18 protein-coding genes are annotated in these 17,075 nt (G+C 69.4%); 8 read left to right on the plus strand and 10 right to left on the minus strand.

The features are described 5' to 3' along the window. Positions 1-90 precede the first annotated feature (90 nt). The 5 genes from RYH79_RS03545 to larC are packed head-to-tail and all read right to left on the minus strand — an operon-like array spanning position 91 to position 3,256. Complete coding sequence (locus RYH79_RS03545; RefSeq protein ID WP_370896298.1) at positions 91-504, minus strand: hypothetical protein; 414 nt, start codon at positions 502-504, stop codon at positions 91-93. A 31-nt stretch (positions 505-535) separates the two neighbouring features. Beyond that, positions 536-1,096: a DUF5809 family protein gene (locus RYH79_RS03550; protein WP_370896300.1), complete on the minus strand. Its 561-nt coding sequence runs from the start codon at positions 1,094-1,096 to the stop codon at positions 536-538. Between the two features lie 41 nt (positions 1,097-1,137). After that, positions 1,138-1,590 carry a hypothetical protein gene (locus tag RYH79_RS03555; RefSeq protein WP_370900754.1) on the minus strand — a complete coding sequence of 151 codons (453 nt, stop codon included), beginning with the start codon at positions 1,588-1,590 and terminating at the stop codon, positions 1,138-1,140. Positions 1,591-1,647: 57 nt separating this feature from the next. Further along, the gene (locus RYH79_RS03560) at positions 1,648-1,818 is read right to left on the minus strand and encodes a hypothetical protein (RefSeq protein WP_370896302.1); all 171 of its coding nucleotides are present in this window, start codon (positions 1,816-1,818) and stop codon (positions 1,648-1,650) included. Between the two features lie 25 nt (positions 1,819-1,843). Next, the gene (larC, locus tag RYH79_RS03565) at positions 1,844-3,256 is read right to left on the minus strand and encodes a nickel pincer cofactor biosynthesis protein LarC (RefSeq protein ID WP_370896305.1); all 1,413 of its coding nucleotides are present in this window, start codon (positions 3,254-3,256) and stop codon (positions 1,844-1,846) included. Positions 3,257-3,401: 145 nt separating this feature from the next. Here larC and gfo6 point away from each other — a divergent pair, with 145 nt between their 5' ends. Continuing rightward, the gene (gene gfo6, locus RYH79_RS03570; RefSeq protein ID WP_370896307.1) at positions 3,402-4,490 is read left to right on the plus strand and encodes a D-xylose 1-dehydrogenase Gfo6; all 1,089 of its coding nucleotides are present in this window, start codon (positions 3,402-3,404) and stop codon (positions 4,488-4,490) included. A 69-nt stretch (positions 4,491-4,559) separates the two neighbouring features. On the opposite strand, the gene RYH79_RS03575 is transcribed toward gfo6, so the two are convergent. Further along, positions 4,560-5,801 (minus strand): ABC transporter permease, encoded by a 1,242-nt coding sequence (locus RYH79_RS03575; RefSeq protein WP_370896309.1) that lies wholly within the window; start codon positions 5,799-5,801, stop codon positions 4,560-4,562. Continuing rightward, a complete protein-coding gene (locus RYH79_RS03580; RefSeq protein ID WP_370896311.1) occupies positions 5,801-6,580 on the minus strand; it encodes an ABC transporter ATP-binding protein in 780 nt (259 codons plus the stop codon). Before RYH79_RS03580 ends, RYH79_RS03575 begins: the two co-directional genes overlap by 1 nt. Before the next feature lie 159 nt (positions 6,581-6,739). Here RYH79_RS03580 and RYH79_RS03585 point away from each other — a divergent pair, with 159 nt between their 5' ends. From RYH79_RS03585 to RYH79_RS03600, 4 genes are all read left to right on the plus strand, one after another. Further along, the gene (locus RYH79_RS03585) at positions 6,740-7,531 is read left to right on the plus strand and encodes a hypothetical protein (RefSeq protein ID WP_370896313.1); all 792 of its coding nucleotides are present in this window, start codon (positions 6,740-6,742) and stop codon (positions 7,529-7,531) included. A gap of 47 nt (positions 7,532-7,578) precedes the next feature. After that, positions 7,579-8,481: an arginase gene (gene rocF / locus RYH79_RS03590; RefSeq protein WP_370896315.1), complete on the plus strand. Its 903-nt coding sequence runs from the start codon at positions 7,579-7,581 to the stop codon at positions 8,479-8,481. Between the two features lie 45 nt (positions 8,482-8,526). Continuing rightward, positions 8,527-9,027: a YbaK/EbsC family protein gene (locus RYH79_RS03595; protein ID WP_370896317.1), complete on the plus strand. Its 501-nt coding sequence runs from the start codon at positions 8,527-8,529 to the stop codon at positions 9,025-9,027. Positions 9,028-9,185: 158 nt separating this feature from the next. Next, positions 9,186-10,265 (plus strand): DNA-methyltransferase, encoded by a 1,080-nt coding sequence (locus tag RYH79_RS03600; protein ID WP_370896319.1) that lies wholly within the window; start codon positions 9,186-9,188, stop codon positions 10,263-10,265. A gap of 78 nt (positions 10,266-10,343) precedes the next feature. Here RYH79_RS03600 and RYH79_RS03605 read toward each other — a convergent pair whose 3' ends face one another. The 3 genes from RYH79_RS03605 to RYH79_RS03615 all read right to left on the minus strand — a co-directional run bounded on the left by RYH79_RS03605 (position 10,344) and on the right by RYH79_RS03615 (position 13,469). Next, on the minus strand, positions 10,344-10,961 hold the full coding sequence (locus tag RYH79_RS03605) for a YqaA family protein (protein ID WP_370896321.1): 618 nt from the start codon (positions 10,959-10,961) through the stop codon (positions 10,344-10,346). 215 nt (positions 10,962-11,176) lie between these two features. After that, a complete protein-coding gene (gene mfnA / locus RYH79_RS03610) occupies positions 11,177-12,328 on the minus strand; it encodes a tyrosine decarboxylase MfnA (protein ID WP_370896323.1) in 1,152 nt (383 codons plus the stop codon). A gap of 373 nt (positions 12,329-12,701) precedes the next feature. Further along, on the minus strand, positions 12,702-13,469 hold the full coding sequence (locus RYH79_RS03615) for a YkgJ family cysteine cluster protein (protein ID WP_370896325.1): 768 nt from the start codon (positions 13,467-13,469) through the stop codon (positions 12,702-12,704). Between the two features lie 83 nt (positions 13,470-13,552). Here RYH79_RS03615 and thyA point away from each other — a divergent pair, with 83 nt between their 5' ends. The 3 genes from thyA (at position 13,553) to RYH79_RS03630 (ending at position 16,934) form a co-directional block, all read left to right on the plus strand. Further along, entirely contained in the window at positions 13,553-14,581 is a 1,029-nt protein-coding gene (thyA, locus tag RYH79_RS03620; protein WP_370896327.1) for a thymidylate synthase, read from the plus strand. A 7-nt stretch (positions 14,582-14,588) separates the two neighbouring features. Then, entirely contained in the window at positions 14,589-15,137 is a 549-nt protein-coding gene (locus RYH79_RS03625; RefSeq protein WP_370896329.1) for a dihydrofolate reductase, read from the plus strand. Positions 15,138-15,254: 117 nt separating this feature from the next. Next, complete coding sequence (locus tag RYH79_RS03630; protein ID WP_370896331.1) at positions 15,255-16,934, plus strand: acyl-CoA mutase large subunit family protein; 1,680 nt, start codon at positions 15,255-15,257, stop codon at positions 16,932-16,934. The last annotated feature ends 141 nt before the right edge of the window (positions 16,935-17,075 follow it).

Here is a 17,075-nt window from a genome sequence, read left to right on the forward strand (position 1 = left end):
AGCCACGCGCACCGGTGGGAGAACTACCAGAAGCTGTTCGTCTGTCGAGCACGGACGACGAGGACGACTGAGACGCGCGGTCGAGACGCTCTAGTCGCCCTCGCCCGCCTGCACCACCTGCACTCGGTACCGCTGGCCGTCGAACTCCACGAACACGCTGTCGTCGACGGTGGCGTTCTGCGGGGCGAACGACCGGAACGACTCCATCTCGTCGAACGGGGAGTGGGTGAACGACTCCTTGATCCCGATCGATCCCTCGCGGTACGGCTTCGAGCGGCCGTCCGGAGCGTCGACGGCCGAGAAGAAGAACTGGAACCGTCTGCGCGTGAGATCGTCCGTCCCCTCGGCAGTGAGATTGTACGCCGGTCCCTCTGCCGCCGTCGGCTCGGCGGTCAGGTGGTACGGGTCGCCGCTGCCCAACAGCGACGGGAGAGCGCCCAGCGCCAACAACACGACCACGAGCGCGAGGAGGCCGTAGGCGAACTTCCGCGTGATCGGTCGCACGGTCGCCGTTCGAGCGGCGACGGTTAACCGATTACGACCCGTCGCCGGCCCCGCCGTCGTCTGGGTCCACCTCGTTGCCGTCGCCGTCCGCCGCGTCGCCGACGTCGCCCGTCTCCACGCCGTCGTCTGCTCCGTCATCCTCGTCGACGACCCCCCGGTAGAGCCGTCCGAACGCCTGTCGCCGGAGGGTGCCGACGGCGGCCTCCCGTTCGTCGGCGAACGTCGCCGCGACGACACTGTCGGCGAACCCCGGGGCGTGCCAGACGACCCGCGGGGCGTCGTCGTGCCCGACGAGGACGGTCTCGCGGCCGTCGTCGTCGGCCCACGCCTCGAACGTCTCCCGGTCGGCGACCTGCACCCGCAGCGACGAGGCGAAGACGGCGTCTCTGACCGTGCCGACCACGTCACTCGTCACGCGGCGCTCGTACTCCTCGCGGTCGAACGACATCGCCTTGGTCGCCTCGCGGGTCGCGGTCTTCGCCGTCGGCACGGCCTCGGCGTAGCGTTCGCGGGCCGCGGCGACGGTCGCCGGCGCGAGGTAGCCTTCCGTCTCGATATCGCCGTCTGCGTTCGTACCCGTGTCAGTCTCCATACCGTCGTATCGGGCCGCCGGGGTGTCGTGTGTTGCGGTCCTCAGACCAGTCCGGAGCCGACGGCGACGACCGGGACCAAGACGGCGACGTAGACGGCCGCGGAGACGGCCCAGTCGCGGCCGACCCGGCTGCGTCGGTCCGGACTCAGCCCGTCGGGGCGGGGTAACACGACGACCACGAAGAAGGCGACCATCACGACGAACAGGACGGCCCCCGCGGCCGCGGTCGCGGCCACGCCGTCGAGCACGGACTCGGCGACGTACAGCGTGTAGACGAACAGGGGGCCGGTGAGCAGCCCGGCGAGGTAGTGGACGACGGACGCCAGCCGCGCCGGCGCCCGGTCCGGGTGGCTCCGGGTCAACACCCCGGCCGCGACCGTCGGCGGGGTCTCACCCTCTGGCAGTCTGGCCATCACGCGATCCATCACGAGCGTGGCGAGGACGGCGGCGGCCAGCCCCAACGGGAACCGGACCGCCGGCGAGACGATCTCCATCGGTGTCACACCGAGGGGTAGAGCCGAGCGCCCGTCAACCGTTCGAAGCGCCGGCGATCACGTGGCCCGTCGGTAGCCGTCCGCGACGAAGGCGACGACGACGGCAGCCGCCGCGGTGAAGAACAGGTCGAGACCGAACGCCCGGTGGCCGACGCTCGCAACCACGACACCGAGCAACACCGCCGCCAACACTTCGAGGAAGCCGGGGCCGGGGGCCGTGTCGAACACGGTGGTCCGTCTCCTGCCGTCTCTCTCACTCTTCGGGTGTGTCTCGCCGGCTGCGAACGGCAGTCTCTGCCCGGCGACACACCTCCCGCACCGGGAGCCCGGTCGCGTCCGCGACCGCGAGCGCCTCGTCGTACTCCGCGCTCTCGTCGTACGGCACTCCGTCCCCGGTCGTCGCCACCTTCACCGCGACGGTGTGTTCCTCGCCGTCGACGGACAGCGTCGCCTCCTCGAACCGGCGGTCGGCGATCCAGCGGTGGGTCGCGCCGGCCTGTCGGACGCCGAGCGTGCCGGTCTCGTGCGCGAGCAGTTCGGCGAGCCGGCCGGCGTCGTCCGGGTCACACAACACCTTCACGAGGTGGCCGGGGCGGGACTTCTTGGCGGCCGTCGGCACCACCGTCACGTCGTACGCCCCGGCGGCCGGCAGCGTCTCCTGGAGGCTACCCAACACCTCCGGGGTGGCGTCGTCCAGGTTCGTCTCCAAGACGGCCACATCGTCGTAGTGGAGGCCGTGCGAGTGACCGTCGTCGTGGTCGTGTCTACGGTCGTCGTCGTGGTCGTGTCCACGGCCGTCGTCGTGGTCGTGTTCGTGACCGCTGGCCGCCTCGCCGTCGTCGGCCGTCGTCTCGCCGACCGTCGCCCGCAGAACGTTCGGTCGCTCGTCCAGGTCGTACGCGCCGGCGCCGTAGCCGCTCGTGTCGACGGCCATCGACGGGAGTGTGTCGACGCCGTCCGCGACGGCAGCGAGAATCGCGGCGCCGGTCGGCGTCAACAGCTCCCGCGCGACCGGTCCACCCTCCAGCCGCCAGTCGGCAACGGCGGCGATCTCCGTCACCGCCGGGGTCGGCACCGGGTAGGTGCCGTGGCTGAACGTCGCCTCCCCGCCGCCGGCCGCGACGGGTGTCGTCACGACCCGGTCGGGCGCCAGGTCTGCCAACAGGAGACACGCGCCGACCACGTCCGCGATCGCGTCGTCCGTCCCCACCTCGTGGAACGTCGTCTCCCCCAGATCCGTGCCGTGGACGGCCGCCTCTGCCTCGCCCAACAGCCGGAAGGCCCGCTCCGCGTCTGCTCGCGCCCGCTCCGGGAGCGTCATCCCGGCGAGCACGTCTAACACGTCGTCGTACGTCCGTTCCGGGCCGGCACCTTCCGCGTCGACGTGGCCGTCGTCGCCGTGGTCGTGGGTGTGCGCGTGATCGTCGTGGTCACCGTCGTGGGTGTCGTCGTGACCCGGTCCGTCGCTCCTCTCGTCCCGCGTCGACACCACCCGGGCGCGCGTCGCGGCGACGCCGCGTTCTTCGACGGACTCGAAGGCGTACTCGACGGGCAGTGCCTCGGTGACGGGAGCGAGCACGGCCGGATCCGCGCCGGCGGCGACGAGTGTGCCCAGGATCACGTCGCCGGCGGCGCCGGTCCGGCCGTCGAAGGCGAGTGTTCGCACGTCTCTCTGGAGACGGCGGGGGTACAAGTGTGACGCGACCGCCCGGTGTCCGGTCGCCGGTGGCTCACAGCCGGACGAGGCGAGAGCCGACCCCTTTGGCGTGGATAGTTGACGTTTCAAGTTCCCCCACCGACACTGTTCACTCGTGAGTGAGTACGATCTGACACAGGTGACGGCGGGGCTCTCGCGGCGAGACTGGGACGACAGTCACGACGGGACACTGCGATTCGCGCTCGTCGGACTGGGGTGGTGGACCCAGGAGTACGTCCAACCGGTGCTGTCGGAGTTGGACGCAGTGACGGTGACGGTGGCCGTCAGTGGGACGCCGGAGAAGCTGGCGACCGCCCGCGAGGAGTGGCCGGCCATCGAGGCGGCGGTCTCCTACGAGGCGTTCCAGGCGGGCGAGGCGACCGACCACTACGACGCGGTGTACGTCTGCACGCCGAACGCGACCCACTTGGAGCACGCCGAGGCGGCCGCCGACCACGGGAAGGCGGTCCTGTGTGAGAAGCCGATGGAGGCGACGACGGAACGGGCGGCCGCGATGGTGGACGCCTGCGAGACGGCGGGCGTCCCGTTGCTCGTCGGCTACCGGATGCAGACGGACCCGGCCGTCCGAACCGTTCGAGACGCGATCGCCGACGGGTTCCTCGGCGAACCCGTCCACGTCCAGGGCCACATGTCACAACGGATCGGCGACCTGTTCCCGGAGGGGAACTGGCGACTCGACCCGGAACTGGCCGGTGACGGCGCGTCCGTGACGGACCTGGGGATCTACCCACTCAACACGACACGGTTCCTGTTGGACGCGGAGCCGGTGTCTGTCCGTGCGACCGCGACGAGCGAGACGGAGCGGTTCGACGACGTGCCGGACGAGCACGCGACCTTCGAGGTGACGTTCGACGACGGGACGGTCGCCCACTGTGCGGCCTCACAGAACGCCGCCTTCACCGCCGGGTTGGAGATCGTCGGCACCCGCGGCTCCGTCCGGCTGGCCCCCGGCTTCTTCGACAACGAGACTCAGCGGCTCAGCCTCGTCCGCGACGGGGAACACCACGAGGTGACGTACGATCCGGTCGACCAGATGCGCGAGGAGTTCGCGTACGTCGCCCACCACCTCCTAGACGACGGCGACCCGGAGCCGACGGGCGAGCACGGGCTCGTCGACGTGGCGACCATCGAGGCGGTGTACGAGGCCGCCGAGACCGACGAGCGCGTCGACGTGGAGTGGTAGACGAACGGGGGGCGTCGACGTGGTGCGGTAGACGGACAGACAGACGGGGCGTGTCGCCGCCGCAGTCGATTACTCGTAGCGCAGTGCCTCGATGGGGTCCACCTTCGAGGCGCGCCAGGCGGGGTACAGTCCGGCGACGACGCCGGTCGTCACTCCCATCACCACGGAGAAGCCGATCCAGTTCCACGGCAGCGTGAACGCCACGTCGGCGTACTCGGCGGCGCCGAACCCCACGAGCAGCCCCAGTGGGACGCCGACGGCGGCGCCCAGGCCACCCAGTAACACTGCCTCCGTCAGGAACAACTGCATCGTGTCGCGGTTGGTCGCCCCGACGGCTTTCATGATACCGATCTCTTTGGTGCGTTCCGTGACGGACACGAGCGTGATGTTGGCGATCCCGATGGCGCCGACGACGAGCGCGATCACGGCGATCCCGGTGACGAACCGGGTGATCCGGTCGATCACGTCTTGGATCTCCTCGATCACGTCCCCGCTGGTCTGGACCGACACCTCGAACCCGGTCGGCAGCAGCCGGACGGCGTCGGAGGTCGGGACGTACGCGGCCACCCGGTCGCGGGCCGTCGTCGCCGCCGCCGGCTCCGTCACGACCGTCACCTGCGGGTAGGCCCTCTGGTCGACGCCCAGCGTCGGGCTCTCCGTCGTCGTCCGGTAGTACGGCTCCGTCGGGACGTAGTACCGGGACTGTGCGCTCCCGAAGGAGGTGAGGAAGCCGCCGCGGGTGCCGGAGACGATCCCGACGACGGTGAGGTTCGCCGGCTCGCCGGAGGTGAATCGGACCGTCACCTCGTCGCCGACGGTGAGGTTGCCCGGGAACGACGCGGCCGCCCGTTCGTTCAACACCACTTCCGCAGCCCCCCGTTGGAACCCACGCCCGGCGACGACCGACTCAGCCCGGAAGGTGTTGGGCGTCGTCGCCGTCACCTGGCGCTGGGCGACCGTTCGCCCGTCGTGTTCGACCGACGATACCTGGACGATCCCGCGGGGGATCACCGTCCGGACGCCCTCCAGTTCGGACAGTTCCCGCACGTCGCGCTCGGTGAACACGGGCTGTGCGAATCCGGCGCCGCCAGGGGGCCCCTCGTCGTCCGTCTCCGCCGGCAGGAGGTAGACGTTGTTGGCGTTCGTCCCCCCGATCTGACCGACGACGGACGCCTCGACGCTCGCGCCGAAGCTGGCGAACACGACGACGGAGGCGATCCCGATGACGATGCCGATCACCGTCAGTGTCGACCGGAGTCGGTGCGCTCGGATCGACCGGCCGGCGATTCGGAGCGTCTCTCTGGGGTCCATCAGGCGTCGCCTCCGGTGGCGTCGGCCTCCTCGGCTCCTCCCGTCACTTCGGTCGCTTCGAGTCGTTCGAGTTCCTCGATCTCGCCGTCGCGGAGGTGGACGATCTGTTCGGCGTGTTCGGCGATCCGGCGCGAGTGGCTCACGAGCAGGATGGAGTTGCCGCGGTCGTTGATCTCCGCCAGCAGCCGCATGATCCCGGCGCCGGTCTCCGTGTCGACGTTGCCGGTCGGCTCGTCCGCGAGGAGGATCGACGGGTCCGGCGCGAGCGCCCGGGCGATGGCGACCCGTTGGCGCTGGCCGCCGCTCAGCTGGGCCGGCTCGTGGTCGTACCGGTCGGACAGCCCGACCTGGTCCAACACCTCTCGGGCACGCGTCAGCCGTTCCTCGCGGTCCCAGCCGTCGAACACGAGCGGCAAGGCGACGTTCTCGACGGCCGTCAGCCGCGGCATCAGGTTGAACGTCTGGAACACGAACCCGATCTCCGTCCCGCGGACGCCCGCCCGTTCCTGCTCGGTGGCCGCCCCCAGGTTCCGGCCGCCGACTCGGACGTCACCCGCGTCCGGCGTGTCGAGCCCGCCGATCAGGTTGAGCAGCGTGCTCTTCCCGGAGCCGCTGGGCCCCATCACCGCCGTGTACGAGCCGTCCGGAAACGCGAGTGAGACGTGATCCAGCGCCGTCACCGTCCCGCCGAGTTCGTACGTCTTCACCACGTCGTCCAAGGCGACGACAGGCTCCGTGTCGCTCTGGTCTGCGGACGCTCTCGTCGTGGACTCTGTCACTGACCGCACTAAGCGGTGCGGCTGTATCAACGTAGTGGGAGGCGTCTGGCTGCGATATCCCCAGTTCGCCTCCGTCTGGCACGCTCACGGCAAGCGACAGCGTCGTCGTACACGACGGGCAGAGCTAGCGATTTTTGTATCGGTACCCGAACTGTTTCAGTGGAGACAACGCCGAACATGGACGTAGTTATCGCAGCGTATCTCGGTTTCGGCCTGTTTCTCGTCCAGGCGTCACACACAGTTCACGCCGCACAGACGTACTTCCAGAAACAGGTCCGGCTGTTGGAGGGTGTGTTCGGGTGGTTCGAGCGGACCGACCCACGGAGTCTCGACCGCGTCTGGCTCTCGTGGCTACCGACGCTGTCGTCGGACAGTCCCCAGCGACGGCTCGACGAGTTCCACGGCGACGCCCAGGGGGAAGCGCGGTTCCCGTGGGAACTCGACCCGGTCCAGCAGAACCCTGATGCGCTCCCGGGGCCACTTGCCGAGCTGTTCGCGCTGCTGGGACTCCACGCGACGAACCTCTACTACTGTCTCGCCATGTCCGTCGTGTACGGGGCGCTGGGGTACGCAGCCGTCCGGTGGTTCCCGCCGCTGGGGCCGGTGACGCTGTCGGCGGTGGTCGTCATCCTGTCGGGGTTCACAGTCCTCCACCTGTTTTCGTGGTACGCGGTCGGATCGAGCATCGTCTTGACCCTGCTCGAAGGGAATCTTCTGTTCAACGTGCTCGTGTTGTCGGCGATCAATCGGGGCACAGTCGAGTTGGGTGACGCCGTCGGACTGCTCCAGTTCGGTGCCGCGCTCGTCGTCGCACCGCTCGTGTTCTGGCTCCAGTTCCAACGCCAGGAGGGCAACATCAACTACGGCCAGTTCGTCTCCTTCTACAACGTTATGGTTCCGATCCTGTACGCGGAGTTCTTCGTCCTCGTGTTGAGCCTCCACTTCAAGTGAGCCACCGAACCAGGTGGATTGAAATCCTCGGGTCGGCCCCTTTCGGTATGGACGCCCGCATCATCGGTGCGCCGAGCGACTACGGCCAGGACAGACGTGGTGTCGACATGGGGCCGTCGGCGATCCGGTACGCCGGTCTCGCCGCCCAACTGGAGGCGGCCGGCGTCGACACGGAGGACGCCGGCGACCTCCCGGTCCCGCGCGCGGAGGAGCGCGACCCGGACTACCGGGAGCCGAGTGAGGGACGCGCGAAGTTCCTCCGCGAGACGGAAGACGTGGCCGACGGGCTCGCCGACGAGGTGGCGGCGGCGCTGGAGGCGGACCAGACCCCGCTGACGCTGGGCGGCGACCACTCCGTCGCCATCGGCACGCTGCGGGGTGCCGCCCGGGACGCGGAGATCGGCGCCGTCTGGTTCGACGCCCACGGGGACTTCAACACTCCGAGCACCTCACCCTCCGGCAACGTCCACGGGATGCCGTTGGCGGCGACGCTGGGGATCGGAGAGTTCGAGGGTGTCGAGTGGGCCAACGCCCCCAAGCTCCGAGAGGAGAACGTCGTGATCGTCGGCCTGCGGTCCGTCGACGACGCCGAACGCGACCTGATCGCCGACTCCGACGTGACCGCGTTCACGATGTCCGACGTGGACGAACGCGGGATCAGAGCGGTCGTGGACGACGCACTCCAGATCGCCGGCCACGGCGTCGACGGCGTCCACGCGAGTCTCGACTTGGACTGGCTCGACCCCAACGAGGCGCCGGGGGTCGGGACCCCCGTCCGCGGGGGTGTCACCTACCGCGAGGCCCACCTGGCGATGGAGCTGTTGGCCGACACCGAGCTGCTCCGGTCGATGGAGTTGGTCGAGGTGAACCCAACGCTGGACGACTCCAACGAGACTGCGGGGCTGGCGACGGAGTTGGCCGCGAGCGCGTTCGGCAAGACCGTGTTGTGAGCCGACGGCCGCACAGTTCTTTGCGACTCGGTCTCACACGACAGTGTGCACGAGACGGCAGCCCAGTTCCAGACGGCGGCGCGCGAGCGGTACGACTTCGACCCCGACGTGCGGGAGTTCCAGGCGGGAACCCGGACGGCGGCGGACGCGGCCGACGCGGTCGGCTGCGAGGTCGCACAGATCGTCAAGAGCCTCGTGTTCGTAGTGGAGGGACGGGAACCCCCGGCGGGCACTCCAGACGTGGTGGTGGTCCTGACCGCGGGCGACCACCGGGTCGACACGGACGCGCTCGCCGACCACCTCGGCGCGACGCGGGTGACCCCGGCGGACCCCGAGGTCGTCCGGGCGACGACTGGCTGGAGTATCGGCGGCGTCCCGCCGTTCTGTCACGACACCGACCTCCCGGTGTACCTGGACGAGCGGCTCCGAGACCGGTCGCTGTGGGCGGCCGCCGGCACGCCCGACGCCGTGTTCTCCGTGACGGCCGACCGACTGATCGAATTCGTCGATCCGGAGTCGGTGGCGACGTTCACGGACACGGCGTGAGCCGCCGTGGTCGCCACGGTCGACCTGGCCGTTGTCTCGTCGTGCCGCTGCCCCGTTCGAAGTGACTAGAGTGTCGTCTCGCAGATTCCTGGCGCCGTCTAGATCATTTCTAGGCCGAAACAGAGGATATATCCCTGCCGGGGCTAGCGCCTAGTCCGATGGGACCCGACCCCGCGTCCCGCGAGACCGCCCACCGGGTGTGCCTCGGCGACGCTCGACAGCTCCCCCTCCCGGACGACAGCGTCGAGCTCGTCGTCACCTCCCCGCCGTACCCGATGATCGAGCAGTGGGACGACCAGTTCGCGGCGATGGACGACGGCGTAGCGGCGGCGCTGTCGAACGGCGACGGCCAGACGGCGTTCGACCGGATGCACGCGGTGTTGCGCGAGGCGTGGGCCGAACTCGCTCGCGTCGTCGTCGACGGCGGTGTCGTCTGTGTCAACGTCGGCGACGCAACCCGGACGGTCGCGGGTGAGTTCCGACTGTACCCCAACCACGCTCGGATCACCGAACAGCTCACGAACCTGGGGTTCCGCCAGCTCCCGGGCGTGTTGTGGCGCAAGCCGACGAACGCGCCGACGAAGTTCATGGGTTCGGGAACGCTTCCGCCGAACGCCTACGTCACCCTAGAACACGAGCACGTCCTCGTGTTCCGTAACGGCTCTCGGCGCTCGTTCGAGGCTCGCGCGGACCGCCGCTACGAGGCGTCGTACTTCCACGAGGAACGCAACCGGTGGTTCTCCGACCTGTGGGACCTGAGCGGTGACTCCCAGGGCACGGCCGACGACACCCCGAGAGACCGCCGGGCGGCGTTTCCCACGGAGCTGCCGTACCGACTGATCTCGATGTACTCCGTCTACGGCGACACCGTGTTGGACCCGTTCTGGGGCACCGGCACGACCACGTTCGCGGCGATGGCGGCCGCCCGTGACTCCGTCGGTGTCGAGTCCGTCCCCGGTCTCCCGGCGCAGTTCGACGACCGTGTCGACTCAGTTCGGTCGTGGTCCCAGGAGCGAGCCCAGCGCCGGCTGGCCGCCCACCGCGAGGCAGTCGCCGACCAAGAGGACACCTACGAGGCGACCAACTACGACTTCGAGGTGGTGTCGAACCAGGAGCGCCGCGTCCAACTGTACGCCGTCACGGCGACCGAGCGCCGTTCGGGCGGTTACTACGCCCACCACGACCCCGTCACCGACGACGGTGAGTCCACCGACGCAGTCACCGGCGACGGTGAGTGAACCGAGCCGGTACCGCCGACGCGCGTGGCGTCTACAGGTAGACGAGGCGAGTGCCCCGGGGCTCGACTCCGAGGTACTTCACACTCCGAGCGTCGCGCTCCCAGCCTGGAAGAACAACAGCGTGACGACCAGCCGGCCGACGCTGCCGGCGAACGTCGCGGCCGCGAACTTCCAGTAGTCTTCCTCCAACACTGCGAACGCGTAGATCGACAGCGTGTCCGGGAAGAAAGGGACCGACAGCGCGGCCGCGAGCCCGGCGTAGCCGTACTTCTGTGCGATGTCGACAGTGCGGCGCTCCGACCAGCTGACCACGTCGAACCGAGAGTTCCGCAGGAATCGTATCACCGGGCCGGCCTGCTTCACCTCCTGACCGATGTGGAACGCGAACACGGAGCCGGCGGCCTTCCCTACCGCCGAGACGAGGACGATGACGGTGAGTCGGCCGAAGTTGCCGAGCCCCAGGTCCAACGGAGCGAACAACACCACCTCGCTCACGCCCGGCAGCGCGAACGCGATCAGGAACGAGTAGACGAACACGATCGCCAGGCCGGCCGGACCGGTCGCCGTCTCTACGAGTCGCTCCAGCCAGCCGAACTCCGTCAGGCTCACGCCGAGGGCCGTCTCCGCCGCCAGCGTCGACCCGTCGAGCGCGGGCGACACCAGCAACGAGAGACTGTCCGCGAGGGGGACGCTCACGGTCGTGTGGGGAGGCTGCGTGAAGTAAACTCCAGCGGTTCCGAGTGCAAACCATCGGGCGACTGTCACTACGGGCGCACTCTGGCTCGGGTCGTCAGCGCGGTTACACTCTGGCTCGGGTCGTCAGCGCGGTTACACTCTGGCTCGGGTCGTCAGCGCGGTTACACTCTGGCTCGGGTCGTCACACGACCGCTCGCGCCGGCGGCCGGGTGACGCTACCGCAGCCGGTCGAGATCCGTCAGGAACGCCTCCAACGCCGACCGATCGACGTGTGGCATACAGACGACTCTGGCCTCGCCGGCCGCGGTCGGCGACAGCTTCCAGCCCGCCTCCCGCAGCGCCGCGAGCAACGACTCCGGGAGCGCGACCGCGACGATCGGCAGATCTCGCGGGCGGACCTCGTACCCCCGCTGCCGGAGTTCCGTGTCGAGCCACGCCGCCAACTCCGTCGCACGCTCGTGTGCCGCCCGGTAGCCGTCCGGGTACAACGCGTCGAACGCCGCCCGCGCCGACGCCACACCCGCCCCGGAGCGCGTCCCCGTCAGCGTCGCCTGGGCGTGTGTCTCCAGGTACGGTGTGTCGACGGCCAGGCTGTCCAGCGTCGCCGGCTCGCGTGCCAGCAGCCCGCCGGCGGGGACGGCTGCCTGCCCCAGCTTGTGTGGGTCGATCGTGATCGTGTCCACCGGCGCGTCCGCGAACGACCAGTCGTGGTCCGTGAACGGGAGCGCGAACCCACCCCAGGCGGCGTCGACGTGGACCGCGGCGTCGACGGTCTGGGCGGCGTCCGCGACCGCCGGTACCGGGTCGACGCGTCCGTACTCCGTCGACCCCGCGACGGCGACGACCGCCGCCGTCTCCTCGTCGACGGCCGCCGTCAGCGCGTCGAGGTCGACGCGCCCCGCCTGCTCCGGGTTGCCGTCGACCGGATGGGTCGGCACCTCGCGGAGCTCCACGTCCAACACCGCTGCCGCCTTCTGGAAGCTGAAGTGTGCCGACGCCGGCACGACCACGTTCGGGTCGTTCGCGTCCGTTTGCTCCCGGGCCGCCCGCACCGCCTGGATGTTCGCCTCCGTCCCGCCGCTCGTGACGTAGCCGTACGCACTCTCGACCGTGTCCGTGTCGTCTGTGACCCTCTCGGTAGGCGCGCCTTCGGCGTCGTCGACGGCCGGGTGCTCGGCCAGCCGGGCGAGGTCCGCCACCACCTCGCGTTCGAGTTCGGCAACCGTCTCGTACGTCGCCGGATCCCCCGGGTTCGTGGCGAGGAACCGCTCTGCCGCCTCGCGGGCGGCCGGGTGCGGCTCCGTGCACATCGACGAGAGCACCCTGTCGAACGACTGTGGTCGACGGTCGGCGACTGGCGACTGCATCGGTGGGCGTTGGCGGTCGAGGTTGTTACTCGGTTCGATTCTGGTCTGGCGTGTCGCTCCGTCTGCTGTGGAGTCGTGGACTGCCCGGGAGCCCTACTCCCGGTCGTCTCCTCGGCCTGGCGCAGGATCACGAACGTCGTTAAATCTCCGCCACCAGTCGTCTCCTCGCACAGACGTGGGGACACCAACGCCCCGAAACTCCGGCGTCCACTTCGCTCTCACCCGGCGCCGCAGCCACAATCCTCCCCAGCCGACTGCGCTGCGTGCGCCCGGGGAGAACGTCGTCGGGAGCGTCGCCGTGTGGAGTTCGTCGGGAGCGTCGTCGTCTGCGAGCACCGACTTCCGGTCTCCACCCGCGAGCACGAGAGCTCACTCACTCGCTCAGTGGCGTCCCGTCCGCCCGCTTCGCTCCCTCGGAGTCGTGGACGACCACGCCGTCGGCGTCGGTCGGTTCGTACTCGTCTCTGACGGCGATGGCCTCCTCGATCTCCCGGACGGTCCGACGCTTGAGCGCCTCGGCCAACTCCCGCGCCTCGGAGTCGGAGATGTCGCGCCCGAGTCCTTCACACTCGTGAGCGCGGACGAGCCCGTCTTCGTCGACGGCTTCCCCCATCGGCTGGCTCGTGCCGCCGAGCGCCACGCTGAACGGGTAGGTCTGACAGACGAGCGGCCGGTCGTCGTGGACAGTACAGGCTCCCGTCCCGTCGGCGGCCTCCTCGTAGAACGTACAGTCCCCGCAGTCGTCCGTCGCCAACGCCCACTCGAACGTCTCGCCGCTTGGCCCGTCTTCTCCCTCGCTGATCCCGTACGGCATCGGCCGCGCCACGTCGCGCCAGTCGTACGACTCTGCGGTGTCGTCTGCGTCGCCCGTGTCGCCTGCGTCGCTCGCGCCATCCGTGTTGCCCGCGTCGTCCGTGCCGTCCGTGTCGCCCGTGCCGTCCGGCGAATCCATCCCCGCAGCGGCGGCCTGGATCTCCCGCACCTCGTCCGGAAACACCGTCGCGGTGTGGGGGTCGTCGGCCTCCGCCTTGCAGCAAGCGCCACAGCGCGTACACTCGAAGCCGATCTCCCGGATCGACGCCGCCAACGCCGCGGTGTCGAGTTCGCGCGCCCGTTCTAACTCCGACTCCAGTGACTCCACGCCGGTTCGTTGCGCGCCGGCAGACAAGAGGGTGGCGTCGTCGTGGCGCGCAATTCAAGTTACACCCCGCCCGCCTGTCGACTGTGCAACAGTATCTCGACACCGTGGGACGTGTCCTCGCCGGCGGCAGTCACGAGCCGAATCGGACGGGCGTGGACACGATTGCGGGCTTCTCCGAGACGTACGAGGTCGACCTCGCGGACGGTTTCCCCCTCCTGACGACGAAGGATCTCTCGGGATTCCGGTGGCACTCCCTGATCCACGAGTTCCTCTGGTACATCTCGGGGGAAGAACACGTCCGGAGTCTGCGCGAGGAGACGAGCATCTGGGACGCCTGGGCCGACGAGGACGGACGGCTCGACACCGCTTACGGTCGGTTCTGGCGACGCTACCCGGTTCCGGACGACACCGACCAGCTCCCGGGAGAGGCGTGGCCCGACGACGGCCACCGCTGGGTGACCGACGAGGAGACGGCCGACGGTGGGACGCGCCGAACGTTCGACCAACTCCAGTACGTCCTCGACACGCTGCGGGAGTCCCCGGAGTCGCGCCGGATCGTGGTGAACGCCTGGCACCCGGCCAACGCCGCCGTCTCCGGGCTCCCCCCGTGTCACTACACGTTCGTGTTCAGCGTCCAGGGCGGTCGCCTCAACCTCCAGCTCACCCAACGCTCCGGCGACCTGGCGCTCGGCGTGCCGTTCAACGTCGCCGCCTACGCGCTCCTCCTGACGGCCGTCGCCCAGCGCACGGGGTTCGAGCCCGGTCGGTTCGCCCACACCGTCGTCGACGCCCACGTCTACTGCGGGACGGGCGAACGCGGGGCGTGGTACGCCGACGCGCTGCCGGACCTCCAGTCCCGACTGGCCGCGGTCGACGACCGGTCCGAGTACACGGCCGTCGCCGACTGGGTGGAGACGACCGCCCCGCCGGAGCCCGAGGGCGACGAGCGCGCCGACCACGTCCCCGGGCTGCTCCGACAGTTGAGCCGCGAGCCACGCGACCGTCCGACGATCCAGGTCGCGGACGCGCCCTTGGACGAACTCACCGCCGACGACGTGACGCTGTCCGACTACGACCCCGCCCCGGGGATCGAGTTCGCCGTCGCGGAGTGACCCACGAATGACGGACACCGAACCCACCGACACCGCAGACGACACGGACCCGACGACGGTCGAGACGGACGCGACGGTGGTCGTCGTCGTCGCGGCGGACCCGGACGGCGTGATCGGCGCGGACGGGGAGATGCCGTGGCACTACCCCGAGGACCTGGCGCACTTCGAGCGGACGACGACCGGCAACCCCGTGATCCTCGGGCGACGGACGTACGACTCCATCGCCGCACAGGTCGACGGGCCCCTGCCGGACCGGACGAACGTCGTGTTGTCGCGCGGTGACCCGGACGTACCCGGGGAAGTGCGGGTCGTCGATTCGCCGGCGACGGCGCTGCGGGTCGCCGACGACGCGCCGACTGCCGACGGCCGGATCTTCGTCGCCGGCGGCGCGACCGTCTACAGACAGCTCCTGCCAGCCGCCGACACCCTCCTCCGGACGGAGATCCACGACCGCTACGAGGGTGACACTTACTTCGAGTGGGAGCCGGACCGCTGGCGAGAGACGGACCGGGAGCCGTACGACGGGTTCGACGTGGTGACGTACACTCGACGGTAACACTCTCGGTACCGAGGGCCAGCGACACGGGACGAGCGTCGACGTGGCTCACTGTCGGCGACCACCACCCACCGGAGACGCGTCACGCTCAAGACCCGAGCGGACCACCGTCGGAGTATGTACGATCCGGACGACCTGGAGGCCATCCGCGAGGGGAAGTCCGAGTGGGAGTCGGAGACGCTCGGCCCCACACTCGACCGATTCGGGGAACGCGAGGAGACGTTCACCACGGACACCGGCGGTCAGGAGGTGAAGCGACTGTACACCCCCGACGACGTGGCGGACCTGGAGTACGACGAGGACGTCGGGTTCCCGGGCGAGGAGCCGTACACGCGCGGAGTGTACTCCACGATGCACCGCGGGCGGCTGTGGACGATGCGGCAGTACGCGGGGATGGGGACGGCCGCGGAGACGAACGAGCGGTTCCAGTACCTGATCGACCAGGGCTCGTCGGGGCTGTCGATGGCGTTCGACCTGCCGACACAGATGGGGTACGACTCCGACGCCGCGATGGCGCAGGGGGAGGTGGGGAAGTCCGGCGTCGCCATCGACTCGCTGGCGGACTTCGAGCGCGTGTTCGACGACATCCCGTTGGACGAGGTGTCCACCTCGATGACGATCAACGCGCCTGCGTCGGTGTTGCTGGCGATGTACGTCGCCGTCGGCGACCGTCAGGGTGTCGACCGCGAGCAGCTCCGCGGGACGATCCAAAACGACATCATGAAAGAGTACATCGCCCGCAACCTCTACATCTACCCGCCGGAGCCGTCGATGCGGCTCATCACGGACATCTTCGAGTTCTGCGCCGAGGAGACGCCCAACTTCAACACCATCTCCATCTCCGGGTACCACATCCGCGAGGCCGGCGCGACCGCCGCCCAGGAGATCGCGTTCACGCTGGGCAACGGGCTGGAGTACGTCCAGGCGGCCGTCGACGCCGGGCTCGACGTCGACAGCTTCGCGCCCCAACTGTCCTTCTTCTTCGCGGCCCACAACAACATCTTCGAGGAGGTGGCGAAGTTCCGCGCGGCCCGTCGGCTGTGGGGTCGGCTGATGGAAGAACGGTTCGACCCGGACGACCCGGCGTCCAAGCAGCTGAAGTTCCACACCCAGACCGCGGGGTCGACGCTGACGGCTCAACAGATCGAGAACAACGTCGTCCGGGTGGGGTACCAGGCGCTGGCGGCCGTGCTCGGCGGTACACAGAGCCTCCACACCAACGGGAAAGACGAGGCGCTGTCGCTGCCGACCGAGGAGTCCGTCCGCACCGCGCTGCGGACCCAACAGATCCTCGCCCACGAGTCCGGTGCGGCAGACACCATCGACCCGTTGGCGGGCAGTTACTACGTGGAGTCGCTCACGGACGACGTGGAACAGGAGGCCCACGACCTGATCGAAGACGTCGACGAGCGCGGGGGGATGCTGGACGCCGTCCAGAGTCAGTACGTCCAACGCGAGATCCAAGACGTGGCGTTCGAACGGCAGGAGGAGATCGAACGCGGCGACCGGGTCATCGTCGGCGTCAACGAGTTCGAGGTCGAAGACGACGAGCCGGAGATGGACCTAGAAGAGGTGAGCGAGGAGGAAGAACAGAACCAGATCGACCGCGTGCAGGAGTTGCGCGAGACGCGCGACCAGGAGGCGACCGACGAAGCACTCGCGGCGCTGCGGGACGCCGCCGCCGGCGACGCCAACGTGATGCCGTACATCGTCGACGCCGTGAAGGCGTACGCGACGGTGGGCGAGATCTGCAACGTGTTCCGCGACGAGTTCGGAGAGTACCAGCCCGGGCGGTGACGACGGCCGCGCCGGAACGGCTCGATTCCAGTCCGAGACCACTCGACCGTGACCCGATCCGACGGCGATGTCGGGGTCGGTCGTTCGCCCCTGTCGAGCCTCGTCGTCGTGTGTCCCGGGAACCGAGCGATCCAAACTGAC

This window comes from Halobaculum sp. MBLA0143 (genome assembly GCF_041361465.1).
Classification (GTDB): domain Archaea; phylum Halobacteriota; class Halobacteria; order Halobacteriales; family Haloferacaceae; genus JAHENP01.